Annotated in this window: 11 protein-coding genes; 4 read left to right on the top strand and 7 right to left on the bottom strand. The window is 73.2% G+C overall.

Annotated elements, in window-relative coordinates; all coding sequences use genetic code 11:
• Positions 1-152: 152 nt before the first annotated feature.
• The 3 genes from OG361_RS13945 to pepN all read left to right on the top strand — a co-directional run bounded on the left by OG361_RS13945 (position 153) and on the right by pepN (position 5,157).
• On the top strand, positions 153-1,169 hold the full coding sequence (locus OG361_RS13945) for an aspartate-semialdehyde dehydrogenase (protein WP_384558504.1): 1,017 nt from the start codon (positions 153-155) through the stop codon (positions 1,167-1,169).
• 102 nt (positions 1,170-1,271) lie between these two features.
• Entirely contained in the window at positions 1,272-2,528 is a 1,257-nt protein-coding gene (locus OG361_RS13950) for a TerD family protein (RefSeq protein WP_405853607.1), read from the top strand.
• 52 nt (positions 2,529-2,580) lie between these two features.
• On the top strand, positions 2,581-5,157 hold the full coding sequence (pepN, locus tag OG361_RS13955; RefSeq protein ID WP_405853608.1) for an aminopeptidase N: 2,577 nt from the start codon (positions 2,581-2,583) through the stop codon (positions 5,155-5,157).
• A 181-nt stretch (positions 5,158-5,338) separates the two neighbouring features.
• On the opposite strand, the gene alc is transcribed toward pepN, so the two are convergent.
• From alc to OG361_RS13975, 4 genes are all read right to left on the bottom strand, one after another.
• On the bottom strand, positions 5,339-6,463 hold the full coding sequence (gene alc / locus OG361_RS13960; protein ID WP_405853609.1) for an allantoicase: 1,125 nt from the start codon (positions 6,461-6,463) through the stop codon (positions 5,339-5,341).
• A 167-nt stretch (positions 6,464-6,630) separates the two neighbouring features.
• Positions 6,631-7,557 (bottom strand): LysR family transcriptional regulator, encoded by a 927-nt coding sequence (locus OG361_RS13965; protein WP_384558492.1) that lies wholly within the window; start codon positions 7,555-7,557, stop codon positions 6,631-6,633.
• Positions 7,558-7,581: 24 nt separating this feature from the next.
• Positions 7,582-8,589, bottom strand: coding sequence for a DMT family transporter (locus tag OG361_RS13970; RefSeq protein WP_405853610.1), 1,008 nt, complete (start codon positions 8,587-8,589; stop codon positions 7,582-7,584).
• Positions 8,590-8,594: 5 nt separating this feature from the next.
• Positions 8,595-9,545, bottom strand: coding sequence for an EamA family transporter (locus OG361_RS13975; protein WP_405853611.1), 951 nt, complete (start codon positions 9,543-9,545; stop codon positions 8,595-8,597).
• A gap of 134 nt (positions 9,546-9,679) precedes the next feature.
• On the opposite strand from OG361_RS13975, the gene OG361_RS13980 reads away from it, so the two are divergent.
• Complete coding sequence (locus OG361_RS13980) at positions 9,680-10,234, top strand: MarR family winged helix-turn-helix transcriptional regulator (RefSeq protein ID WP_405853612.1); 555 nt, start codon at positions 9,680-9,682, stop codon at positions 10,232-10,234.
• Positions 10,235-10,427: 193 nt separating this feature from the next.
• On the opposite strand, the gene OG361_RS13985 is transcribed toward OG361_RS13980, so the two are convergent.
• The 3 genes from OG361_RS13985 to OG361_RS13995 form a co-directional block, all read right to left on the bottom strand.
• The gene (locus OG361_RS13985) at positions 10,428-10,655 is read right to left on the bottom strand and encodes a hypothetical protein (protein ID WP_405853613.1); all 228 of its coding nucleotides are present in this window, start codon (positions 10,653-10,655) and stop codon (positions 10,428-10,430) included.
• Between the two features lie 77 nt (positions 10,656-10,732).
• Positions 10,733-12,796, bottom strand: a complete 2,064-nt coding sequence (gene malQ, locus OG361_RS13990; RefSeq protein ID WP_405853614.1) for a 4-alpha-glucanotransferase — start codon at positions 12,794-12,796, stop codon at positions 10,733-10,735.
• A gap of 1 nt (position 12,797) precedes the next feature.
• On the bottom strand, positions 12,798-12,998 hold the full coding sequence (locus OG361_RS13995) for a hypothetical protein (RefSeq protein ID WP_405862732.1): 201 nt from the start codon (positions 12,996-12,998) through the stop codon (positions 12,798-12,800).
• Positions 12,999-13,068: the final 70 nt, after the last annotated feature.

The following is a 13,068-nucleotide window of genomic DNA, read 5'->3' on the forward strand; positions in this document are numbered from 1 at the left end:
ACCACAAGCACCACATGAGTGAGGGGGCGGGCACCGAAACCGGTGCCCGCCCTTTCACGTCCCGACCAGTGGACAATGGATTGGACAAGGCGCCCCGGGACATACGCATCATGGACCGGCAGCACCCTGCACATACGTACGGAGGAGTCCCCGTGAAGGTCGGAATCGTCGGAGCCACCGGTCAGGTCGGCACAGTCATGCGGAGCATCCTGGCCGAGCGGAACTTCCCCCTCGACGAGCTGCGGCTCTTCGCCTCCGCGCGCTCCGCCGGCACCGTCGTCGACGGCGTCACCGTCGAGGACGCCTCCACCGCCGACTACACCGGCCTGGACATCGTCCTCTTCTCCGCCGGTGGCGCCACCTCCAAGGCCCTCGCCGAGAAGGTCGCCTCCCAGGGCGCCGTCGTGATCGACAACTCCTCCGCCTGGCGCCGTGACCCCGAGGTCCCGCTGGTCGTCTCCGAGGTCAACCCGCACGCGATCAAGGACCGCCCCAAGGGCATCATCGCCAACCCGAACTGCACCACGATGGCCGCCATGCCGGTCCTCAAGCCCCTCCACCAGGAGGCCGGCCTGACCGCGCTCGTCGCCACCACCTACCAGGCCGTCTCCGGCTCGGGCGTGGCCGGCGTCGCCGAGCTGCGCACGCAGGCGTGTGCCGTGGCCGAGACCGCCGACCAGCTGGCCTTCGACGGCGGGGCCGTCGAGTTCCCCGAGCCCGCCGTCTACAAGCGCCCGATCGCGTTCAACGTGGTCCCGCTGGCCGGTTCGATCGTCGACGACGGCTCCTTCGAGACCGACGAGGAGCAGAAGCTCCGCCACGAGTCCCGCAAGATCCTGGAGATCCCGGAGCTCAAGGTCTCCGGCACCTGCGTGCGCGTCCCGGTCTTCTCGGGCCACTCGCTCCAGGTCAACGTCCGCTTCGACCGCCCGATCGGTGTCGAGCGCGCCTACGAGCTCCTCAAGGACGCCGAGGGCGTCGAGCTCTCCGAGATCCCGACCCCGCTCCAGGCGGCCGGCAAGGACGCCTCGTACGTCGGCCGCATCCGTGTGGACGAGACGGTCGAGAACGGCCTCGCGCTCTTCCTCTCCAACGACAACCTGCGCAAGGGCGCCGCGCTGAACGCGGTGCAGATCGCGGAGCTCGTCGCGGCCGAGCTCAAGGGCTGACGGCCGAGCCCGAGGGCCGAGCCCGTACGCCACGTCCGAGGGGCGGCGACCCGTTGCGGGGAGCCGCCCCTCCGGCGTGTCCGCCCGTGCCACAGTTCGTCCATGACCCAGATACCCAGGGGTGCCGACATCGCGGTGCCCCCGCAGGCCCTCCACGTCGCGGTCAGCTGGCGGACCGGGTACGGGGTGCCGGACGTGGACGTCTCGGCGCTGCTCCTGGGCGCCGGGGAGCGCGTCCGCGGGGATGCCGATCTGGTCTTCTACAACCACTCGGGGCACCCCTCGGGGGCGGTGCGGCATCTGGGGAAGTCGGCCCCCGGGGCGCCGGGCAGCCCGGCCGCGGACTGGCTCTGGCTGGACCTCGCGCGGGTGGAGCCCGAGGTGGGGCGGATCGTGATCGCGGCCTCCGTCGACGGGGGTGCCTTCGGGCAGGTCCCCGAGCTCGACGTGCGGGTCACGGACGCGGCCGGGACCTCCGTGGCGTACTGCGCGATGGGGGGCGCGACGACGGAGACCGCCTTCGTCTGCGGGGAGCTCCGGCGACAGGGCGGCGGCTGGCGCTTCCGCGCGACCGGCCGGGGTTACGCCTCCGGGCTCGCCGGGCTCGCGACCGAGTTCGGCATCGTGGTCGAGCCCCCGCCGCCCCCGATCCCGGGCCCCGGCTACGTACCGCCGCGGCCCGCGCCGGCGCCCGCCGCCCCGCTTGTCCCGCTGCCTCGCCCGCTGCCTGTCCCGCCGCACGTGCCGATGGCCGCCCCGCTGACCGACCCGCTGCCCGTCCCGTGGGTCGATCCGTACGACGGGGAGTTCCGGCCCGCCTCGTACCAGGGGCGCGGCAAGGAGACCGTGCGCTGCGACCCGGCGCTGCCGCCGGGACGCTGGGTGCTCCTGGAGATCGAGTCGTACCACTCGCTCTCCACCACCATCGAGGCCTGCGACGCCCACGGGCGCGCCGAGGGCTATCTGCTCGCCGCGTACGAGGACGACGTCCGTGCCCGTACGGTCGCCCTCGTCCCGCGCACCCGGCCGCTGACCCTGCGGGTGGAGGCCGACGCCCCCTGGACGCTGCGGGTGCTGCCGCTCTCCCACGCGCGCCGTTTCGACAGTCACGTCGAGGGGCTGGCGCACGATCTGGTGATCTACGACGGGCCGTCCGGGGTACTCGACTTCGTGCACCGCGGGGAGTCCCGGTTCACCGTGCACCAGCACACTCCGCCGCAGGATCCGCTCTACGACGACGAGGAGCAGGAGCTGCTGGTCAACGGGATCGGCGAGGTGCGGGTGGGCGCGCCCGTGCCGGGGCCCGGGCTGTTGCGGATCAGCGGTGACGGACCGTGGAAATGTGCCGTGCGCCGCTGAGCCACCCCGTGGAAAGATGGGCCAAACGTCACGAAACCGAGGAGTTGACCGGGTGCCTGGCACAAACCTGACCCGTGAAGAGGCTCAGCAGCGGGCGGCGCTGCTGACCGTGGACGCGTACGAGGTCGAACTCGACCTCACCGGTGCGCAGGAGGGCGGCACCTACCGGTCCGTCACCACCGTCCGCTTCGATTCCGCCGAGGCCGGGGCAGAGACCTTCATCGACCTCGTCGCCCCCGCCGTCCACGAGGTCGTGCTCAACGGCCACGCGCTGGAGATCGGCGCCGTCTTCCGGGACTCCCGGATCGCGCTGCGCCATCTGCAGGCGGGCCGCAACGAGCTCAAGGTCGTCGCCGACTGCGCGTACACCAACACCGGTGAGGGTCTGCACCGGTTCGTCGACCCGGTCGACGACCAGGCCTATCTGTACACCCAGTTCGAGGTGCCGGACGCGCGGCGGGTCTTCGCCTCCTTCGAGCAGCCCGACCTCAAGGCGACCTTCCAGTTCACCGTGAAGGCGCCGAGCGGCTGGTCGGTGATCTCGAACTCGCCGACGCCGGAGCCCAAGGACGACGTGTGGGTCTTCGAGCCGACCCCGCGCATCTCGACGTACATCACCGCGCTGATCGTCGGCCCGTACCACTCGGTGCACTCCTCGTACGAGAAGGACGGGCAGACCGTCCCGCTCGGCATCTACTGCCGTCCGTCGCTCGCCGAGTTCCTGGACGCGGACCACATCTTCGACGTCACGCGTCAGGGCTTCGACTGGTTCCAGGAGAAGTTCGCGTACGACTACCCGTTCGCCAAGTACGACCAGCTCTTCGTGCCGGAGTTCAACGCGGGCGCGATGGAGAACGCGGGCGCGGTCACCATCCGCGACCAGTACGTCTTCCGCTCGAAGGTGACGGACGCGGCGTACGAGCGGCGTGCCGAGACGCTCCTGCACGAGCTCGCCCACATGTGGTTCGGCGACCTCGTCACCATGGAGTGGTGGAACGACCTCTGGCTGAACGAGTCGTTCGCCACCTACACCTCCGTCGCCTGCCAGGCCTCGGTGGCGGGCACCCGCTGGCCGGGCGCCTGGACGACCTTCGCCAACACGGAGAAGACCTGGGCCTACCGCCAGGACCAGCTGCCGTCGACGCACCCGATCATGGCGGAGATCAACGACCTGGAGGACGTGCTCGTCAACTTCGACGGGATCACGTACGCCAAGGGCGCCAGCGTTCTGAAGCAGCTGGTCGCCTACGTCGGCCAGGACGAGTTCTTCAAGGGCGTGCAGGCGTACTTCCAGGCGTACGCCTTCGGCAACACGCGCCTCTCCGACCTGCTCGGCGCGCTGGAGGAGACCTCCGGCCGTGACCTCAAGACCTGGTCGAAGGCGTGGCTGGAGACGGCCGGCATCAACATCCTGCGCCCGGAGATCGAGACCGACGAGAACGGCGCCATCACCGCCTTCGCCGTCAAGCAGGAGGCCCCGGCGCTGCCCGCCGGCGCCAAGGGCCAGGCGGTGCTCCGCCCGCACCGGATCGCCGTCGGCTTCTACGACCTGGACGAGAGCGGCAGGCTGGTCCGCACCGACCGCCTGGAACTCGACGTCCAGGCGGCCGAGCTGACCGCCGTCCCGCAGCTGGTCGGCAAGGCCCGCCCGGCGGTCGTCCTCCTCAACGACGACGACCTGTCGTACGCGAAGGTCCGCCTCGACGAGGTGTCCCTCACCAACGTCACCGCGCACCTCGGCGACTTCGCCGACTCGCTGCCGCGCGCCCTGTGCTGGGCCTCCGCCTGGGACATGACCCGGGACGGCGAGCTGGCCACCCGCGACTACCTGGAGCTCGTGCTCTCCGGTATCGCCAAGGAGTCCGACATCGGCGTGGTCCAGTCGCTCCAGGGCCAGGTCAAGGCGGCGCTCGACCTGTACGCGGCGCCGGAGTGGCGCGAGGCGGGCCTCTCCCGCTGGACCGAGGCGACGCTCGCGCACCTGCGCGCCGCCGCCCCCGCGAGCGACCACCAGCTGGCGTGGGCCCGCGCCTTCGCGGCGACCGCCCGCACCCCGCAGCAGCTGGACCTGCTGGCCGCGCTCCTGGAGGGGCGCGAGTCGATCGAGGGCCTGGCGGTCGACACCGAGCTCCGCTGGGCGTTCGTGCAGCGGCTCTCGGCGACCGGCGTCTACGACGAGACGGAGATCGCCGGCGAACTGGAGCGCGACCGCACCGCGGCGGGCGAGCGCCACGCGGCGACCGCGCGGGCCGCCCGTCCGGCGGAGGCCGCGAAGGCGGAGGCCTGGGCCTCGGTCGTCGAGGACGACAAGCTGGCGAACGCCGTGCAGGAGTCGGTCATCGCCGGCTTCGTCCAGTCCGACCAGCGCGAGCTGCTCGCCCCGTACACGGCGAAGTACTTCGCGTCGATCAAGGGCGTCTCCGAGACCCGCAGCCACGAGATCATCCAGCAGATCGTGGTCGGCCTCTACCCGACCTTCCAGGTCTCGCAGGAGACCCTGGACGCGACGGACGCCTGGATCGCCGAGCACGACCCGGCTCCGGCGCTGCGCCGTCTGGTGACGGAGTGCCGCGCGGGCGTCGAGCGCGCCCTGAAGGCGCAGGCGGCGGACGCGGCCGCCGCCGCGTGACAGCGGTGGTGAGGTGAGGAGGGGCCCCCGGACCGATGGTCCGGGGGCCCTTCCGGTGTGCGCGTACGGAGAAGGGGCGCCTCCCCCGTGGGGCGCCCCTTCTCCGGGCTTGAGGTCCGCCCGGCGGGCGGGCGTCGGCGCGCGGCCGCGCCGCCGGGCGGAAGTCCGGGGATCCCGTGCGTCAGCCGCCGAGCGCCGCGTACCGGGCGCGCAGGTCGGACGCGCCCTGCTCCGTCAGCGTGCCGTGGAGCCGCATCCGGGCGACGCCGCCGTCGGGGAAGGCGTCGAGGCGGACGTGGGTGACGACGGCCTGGGCGGGGAGCTTGAAGCGGTGCAGGGTGTCGGGCTGGAGGCGGGTCCGGGGGATGATCTCGAACCACTCGCCCGTCTCACCGTTGCGCCCCTGGAGCGCGATCCAGCCGGCCGAGTTGCCCTTGAGGTAGGCGGTGTCGATCTCGACGGCGCGGACGGCGCCCTGGGCGGCGAGCCGGAAGCGGACCCAGTCGTTGGTGCCGCGGACCCGGCGGCGGCGGTTCTCCCAGCCGTCGTCCATCTTGCGGGAGGTGCCGGGCAGGATGATCTGCGTCGGCGAGGAGTAGAACTTGTCCGAGGCGTCCTCGTACGAGCCTCCGTTGAGTACGGAGATCAGGTCGAGGGAGCCGAGGAGCTCCAGCCACTCGGGGTCGGGCACGACCTCGCCGTGGACGCGGAGGCGGGCGATGCCGCCGTCGGGGTGCTGGCAGAGGCGCAGATGGGTGAAGCGGCGCTCGACGTCGATCGCGAAGCCGTTGGCGGCGTGGCCGCGCACGGGGGTCGGCGGGACGAGCTCCTCCCACTTCGCGTCGACGAGCTCGGCGGGGCTGAGCGAACCCTCGACGGCGGTGGCCTGGATCGACACCCGCTGCGGGTAGTTGCCGCGGAAGTGGGCGGTGTCGACGACGATCCCGCGGATGACGCCGGGGGCGCCGAGGCGGACGATCGCCCAGTCGTGGTCCTCGGGGGCGGGGAAGACGTTCTCGGCGTCGGCGCCACGGCGGCGGCGGGTCTCCCAGCCGTCCATGATCTTGCCCTTGTGACCGAAGTGCTCCGGGTCGAAGACGGCGCGCTCGCGGACGAGGAGGTTCTCGCGCTCGGCGAAGAACTCGTCGTTGGCGGCCACGACTCCGGCGCCGAGGCGGCGGTCGGCGAGGTCGACGAGCTCGGTGAAGGGGAAGTCACCGGAGCGGTAGTCGGCGTACGGGTCGCCGCCGGAGTAGGGGGCGGCGTCGTTGGCGTGCGGGTCCTGGTTCTCGTCGAGGCTGCTCATGGAAGGAGCTTCCCTCCGCCCCTCGCCCCGGGTCCATCGAATGTTTTCGATGGTGTTCTTCAGTTCTGCTGAACGATCGCGGGCGTCGGTCCATCTGCTGGACGGTCGCGGGTGTCGGTTCCGGTGGACCGGCCGCGGCTGTCAGTTCTGCCGGACTGTCGTGGCTGTCAGTTCTGCTGGACGGTCTCGCGGGCCGCGGCGGCCTGTCGGAGCGCGGCGAGCACCCGGGCCACCGCCGGGCCCTCCTCCGCCCCGCGCCGTACCGCCGCGACGACATGGCGGCGCGGCTGGTCGGCGGAGAGGACGCGCATGACGACCCCGGCGCCGCCCCTGCGGTCGGCGGAGGCCATCCGCGGCACGAGCGCGATGCCCATCCCGGCCTCGACCATGGCGAGGATCGCGGTCCAGCCGGAGGCGCTGTGGGCCTGTTCGGGGACGAAGCCGGCGGCCTCGCACGCGGCGGTGGTGATCTCGGACCAGGGTCCGGAGCCGCCGAAGATCCACGGCTCGGCGGCGAGGTCGGCGAGGCGCAGCCCGGGCGCCTCGGCGAGCGGGTGCCCGGCGGGCAGGGCGACGTCGAGGGGGTCGGCGAGGAGGGGCACCCGGCTGAACTTGGGGTCGCGCACCGAGGGCGCGTGGGCGGCGAGCGAGAGCGCCAGATCGACCTCGCCGGCCGTGAGCAGCTCGTACGCCTCCGCCGCCTCGGCCTCCCGGACGCGGATGTCGAGCCCGGGGTGGGCGGACCGCAGCTGCCGTACGGCGGGGACGACGAGCGCGGGCACGGCCGTCGAGAAGGCCGCCACCCGCAGCTCCCCCGCCTCGCCCCGCAGATAGCCGTCGAGCTCGGCGTCGGCGCGCTCCAGCTGCGCGAAGACCACCTCGGCGTGCCGCAGCACGAGATGGGCGGCGTCGGTGAGCCGGACCCGGCGGCCCTGGGCCTCCAGGAGCCGCACCCCGAGCTGTTTGGCGAGGTTGGTGAGCTGCTGCGACACGGCCGAGGGGGTCATGAGCAGGGCCTCCGCGGTCGCGGTGACGGTGCCGCGGTCACGGAGGGTGCGGAGGATCTGGAGCTTCTTGATGTCCCACTCGGTCATGGGCCGCAACCTACCGGGCGGCACTCAGCGCCCCCGGGCGGAGGCCAGCGCCACCCCGCCGAGGACGAGCGCCGTGCACACGACCCCGAGGGCGCCGAGCCGCTCGCCGAGCAGCGCGTACGAGAGGAGGGCGACGCAGACCGGCTGGAGGTAGTAGACGACGCCCGCGCGCGCCGCGCCGATGAGGGCGATCGCCTTGTTCCAGGCGAAGAAGGCGACGGCGGAGGAGAGGACGCCGACGTACAGGAGCGGGCCGACGGTCGCGACGCCGACGGTGAACCCGCCCTGGACGGCGAGGGACACGGCGTACGCGGGGGCGAGCATCAGCGCGCCGAGCAGGAAGGTGGTGAAGAGGAAGGCGAGTCCGTCGATCTCGGCGGGCCTGCGCTTGAGCAGGGCGCTGTACGAGGCGAAGGACAGGGCCGCGGCGAACATCCACAGGTCGCCGGCGGCGAGGTCGACGGAGAGCGAGCCCTTCCCGACGAGCAGGAGCACTCCCAGCGCGGCGATCAGCATTCCGAGGACGCGGCGGGCGCCGAGGCGTTCGCCGCCGAGGCGGGCGTAGACCGCCATGATCACCGGGGAGGCGGCCATGATCATGCCCATGTTGGAGGCGGAGGTGGTGAGCCCGGCCTGGTGCACGAGGGTGTTGTAGAGCGCGACACCGAACAGCGAGGCGAGGGCGACGAAGCCGAGGTGGCGGCGGATCGTCCGCCACTGGCGCAGGAACGGGCGGGCGGCGAAGGGCGCGACGGCGATCAGCGCGATGATCCAGCGCCAGAAGACGGCCTGGACGGGCGGGACGGTGTCGGCCATGTCCCGGGTGGCGACGAAGCTGCCCGACCAGACGACGGTGGCGAGCAGGGCGAGGAGCACGCCGAGGCCGGCGCCCCGCGCGAGCTTCCTCGCGGGCGCCGGCCTCTCGGTGGCTGCGGTGGTGATGTCGGGGGTGGCGGTTTCGGTGGCGGTTTCGGTGGTGGTCGCGGTGGCGGTTTCGGTCGCGGCCGGGTGGCGGGCGGAGATCAGGCTCATGCCGCTTACCGTCGCACCCCCGAAACCTCCAGGTCCATCGAAACTTCCTGACCGTTCCTTTCAGTTGAACTGAATGATTCGACCTTCTCGGGGCTCTTCGGGGCGCGGGGGCCCATCTGGCCTGCCAGGGTCGCGCCGAAGGCGATCACCATGCCGAACAGCTGCACCGGGCCGAGCGCCTGACCGAGCGCCACCCAGCCGATGATCGCCGCGGTGATCGGTGAGAGAGGACCGAGGAGGGTGACCGAGGAGGCGCTCAGCCGCTCGATGCCCCGGAACCAGAGGAAGTAGGAGATCGCGGTGTTGCCGAAGGCGAGGTAGGCGTAGCCGGCCAGGTTGGTGCCGGTCAGGGCCGGCGGGGCGCCCTCCACCAGGAAGGCGACGGGCAGGATGATCAGGCCGCCCGCGGTGAGCTGCCAGCCGGTGAGCGCGAGGGCACCGACGCCCTCGGGGCGGCCCCAGCGCTTGGTGAAGACGACGCCGGCCGACATCGAGAGGGCGGAGAGCAGTCCGGCGGCCACTCCGACGAGGTCGAGCGCGGCCCCGGCCTTGAGGACCACGAGGCTGACACCGAAGGCGGCGGCGACGGCGGTGATCAGGGACTTCACCGTGGGCCTGTCGCCGAGGAAGAGGGCGGCGAGGCCGACGACGAAGAGCGGTCCGACCGAGCCGACGACGGCGGCGACGCCGCCGGGGAGCCGGTAGGCGGCGAGGAAGAGCAGCGGGAAGAAGGCGCCGATGTTGAGGGCGCCGAGGACGGCGGACTTCCACCACCAGGCGCCCCGCGGGAGCTTGCGGGTGAGCGCCAGGAGCAGGAGTCCGGCGGGCAGGGCGCGCATCAGGCCGGTGAAGAGGGGCCGGTCGGGCGGCAGGAACTCGGTGGTGACGAAGTAGGTGGAGCCCCAGGAGATCGGGGCGAGGGCGGTCAGTGCGACGACGGCGGCCTTGCGGGACATGACGGTTCCCCCTGACGCGGAATGCCGGCGCTGCGGACACCGGACTGGCTTGGTGGTAATTAACTTAGCACTAAGCTACTTACTTGCAAGTGGCTTTCTTGCCATCGAGTCGCCGCGCGGAGGAGACTGGCCCCATGGAGACGAACACCCCGGACCCGGCGCCCACCCCGACCCCGGCGCCCGCCCCCGGCCAGGCGCCCGCGCACGACGCCGTCGACGCCATCACCGACCAGTGGGCGGCCGTCCGCCCCGACCTGGACACCGTCCCGATGGCCGTCTTCGGACGGATCTACCGGCTGGCCAACGCCATGCGCGGCAGGGTGGACAAGGCGTACGCGCCCTACGGCATGGCGCTCGGGGAGTTCGACGTGCTCGCGACCCTGCGCAGGTCCGGTGAGCCGTACACGCTCTCACCGCGCGAGCTGACCGCCACGCTGATGATCACCACCGGCGGGATGACCGGCCGGCTGGACAAACTGGAGAAGGCCGGGCTGCTCACCCGCAGCCCCGACCCGAACGACCGGCGCGGGCTGCGGGTGACGCTCACCGAGCACGGCAGGGAGCTGGTGGACCAGGCCGTCGGGGCCGGTCTCGGTCAGCAGCGGGCGGCGCTGGAGTCGGCGCTCACCGAGGAGGAGTCGGAGCAGCTGGCCGGGCTCCTGCGCAAGCTGCTCGCGACGACCGTGTAGGCGGCGGGCAGCGCGGTGAGGGCGCGGGCGGCGGGCAGCGCGGTGAGGGAGAAGGCGGGGGCAGCGCGTGAGGCCGAGCGCGGCGGACAGCGCCCGAGGGCGATGGCGAGGGCGTGAACAGGCCCTGAACGCACGCGAGGGCGCCGCACGGTACGTCGTACCGTGCGGCGCCCTCGGAGAGACGAGGAGGCGGTTACGCCTTCTTGGACTTGTCGAGCACCATCACCAGGCCGCAGATGACCAGGAACAGCACCAGCGGGGTGGCCACGAACAGGCCGAGGGTCTCGACGACCGACAGCTTGGGGGCCGGGTCGTCACCGTCGTCGCGGGTGAGCGCGAGCGCGGGGGACGACATGAGCAGCATCATCAGCGTCGTACCGGCCGCGACGGCGCCGGCGCGCAGGGCGTTCTTCTTGTCCACGGTGCAAACGTAGCGAACACCTAAACGGACCGCGCGCCCGGGGGTACCGTATGGGCGCTCCCCGGGCCCGCGCGGGTCTACCGGGGGTCCGTCCGGGTGTGCAGCTCCCGGAGCAGCGCGTGGGCGCGGGGCGAGGCCGCCAGGCGTTCCAGGGTGAGCGGCTGCCCGTCCGGGCCCGCCACCGGCAGCCGCCAGTTGGGGTACTCGTCCCAGGTGCCCGGCAGGTTCTGCGGCCTGCGGTCCCCCACCGCGTCCGGCAGCCACACCCCCACCATCCGGGCCGGGGTGCTCAGCAGGAAGCGGTGGACGGCCCGGATCTCGGCCTCCTCGTCCCCCGCCCCCTCCGGCAGCAGCCCGAGCCGCTGGAACAGGCCCAGCCACTCGGTGGTCTCGGCCGCGTCCGCCGCCCGGTCGCGCTCCAGGTCGCCGTCGAGCAGCCCGAGCCGGTGCCGCAGGGCGAGATGGTCGCCGGAGAGCCGGGCGGCCGTGGAGGGCAGGTCGTGGGTGGTGGCGGTGGCCACGCACTCCGCGCGCCACTCCGCCGGGGGCACCGGGCGGCCCGTGCCCGCCCAGTCCCGCTCGAACCAGACCACGGAGGTCCCGAACACCCCGCGCCGGGACAGCTCCTCCCGCACCCCCGGCTCGACCGTGCCGAGGTCCTCGCCGATGACGAGGGCGCCCGCGCGGTGCGCCTCCAGGACGAGGACGGCGAGCATCGCCTCGGAGTCGTACCGGACGTACGTCCCCTCGGTGGGCTCGCGGCCCTCGGGCACCCACCAGAGCCGGAAGAGCCCCATCACGTGGTCGATGCGCAGGGCGCCCGCGTGGCGCAGGAGTTCGCGCAGGAGCCCTCGGTACGGGGCGTAGCCCGCGGCCGCGAGGGCGTCGGGCCGCCAGGGCGGCAGGCCCCAGTCCTGGCCGCGGGCGTTGAAGGCGTCGGGCGGGGCGCCGACCGACATGCCGGCGGCGAAGGCCTCCTGCTGGGCCCAGGCGTCCGAGCCCTCCGGGTGGACGCCGACCGCCAGGTCGTGGACGATCCCGACCTCCATCCCGGCCTCGCGGGCGGCCTCGGCGGCCTCGGCCAGCTGCCGGTCCGTCAGCCAGGCCAGCCGGCAGTGGAAGTCGACCCGGGCGGCGAGGGCGGGGTCGGCGCGCACGGCGCGCTCCGCCGAGCGCGGCTCGCGCAGCTCCTCGGGCCAGCCGCGCCAGTGCGGCCCGTGCCGCTCGGCGAGGGCCTGGTAGGTGGCGTGGTCCTCCAGGGCGGGGCCCCGCTCGGCGAGGAAGTCGTGGTAGTCGGCGCGCCGGCCGGGCCCGAGCTCCACGCTCCCGACCACGATTTCCAGGGCGCGCCGCTTGAGGTCCCACACCGCGTCACGGTCGATCAGCGCGCCCTTGCCGAGCACCCGTTCGCGCAGTTCCGCCGCCTCGGCGAGGATCCGGTCGAGCTCCTCGCGGTGGCCGGGGTCCACGTACGCGTACTCGGGGACGGTCTCGATCCGCAGGTGGACCGGGTCCGGGTAGCGGCGCGAGGAGGGGCGGTACGGGGAGGGGTCGCTCGGCGCGCCGGGCACGCCCGCGTGGAGCGGGTTGACCTGGACGAAGCCGGCGCCGTGCGTCCGGCCCGCCCAGGTGGCGAGCTCCCGCAGGTCCCCGAGGTCACCCATGCCCCAGGAGCGGTGGGAGAGCAGCGAGTAGAGCTGGACGAGCAGCCCGTACACGCGCGACCCGGGGCCGGGCACGCGCGCGGGGCTCACGATCAGGGTGCTGGTGGCGGCGCGCCCGTCGGGGGCCCGCACCTCGACCCTGTGGACCCCGAGGGGCAGCCGGTCCCAGTCCCGGCCGGTGAGGACCGCGCCCTCCTCGGTGGTGACCCGCAGCCGGGTGCCGGGCGGCAGGTCGGCCGGAGGGCGGACGGGCTCCTCGCCCCGAATCCGGACGAGGGTGGGGGGCAACAGGCGCTCCCGGTCGGCCCGTTCCGCCGCGTCGAGGGCGGCGGCGACCGCCTCCGGCGTGGTCGCGTCCACGCCCAGGGCACCGAGGACGGCCACGACGGCGGCGTCCGGCACGGGGACGGTGACGCCCGCGGAGGGGCTGTAGTCGGTGGCGACGCCGTGACGGGCGGCGAGACGGGCCAGGGTCACTTCACACTCCGGGGGACTCCGTGCCGCCCGCGCTGCCGCGGACGGTGGGTTCGCTGGTGAGGGGGGCCACCTCGGTCAGGGGCGGCTCGCTGGTGAGGGGCGCCGCGTCGGGGAGCGGCGGTTCGCTGGTCAGCGGCGTGCCGGTGCGTGCCGACTGCTGGGGAATCCGTATCCGTCCGAGGTGGTGGGCGGTCGTGGTCACGGGGGTCTCCCGGTTTCGTCTCGACAGGTGGGATCTGGAGGCAACAGCAGAGGCCTACCCACCGCACCTC

Origin of the sequence: Streptomyces sp. NBC_00090, assembly GCF_045160815.1 — a bacterium.
GTDB lineage: Bacteria > Actinomycetota > Actinomycetes > Streptomycetales > Streptomycetaceae > Streptomyces.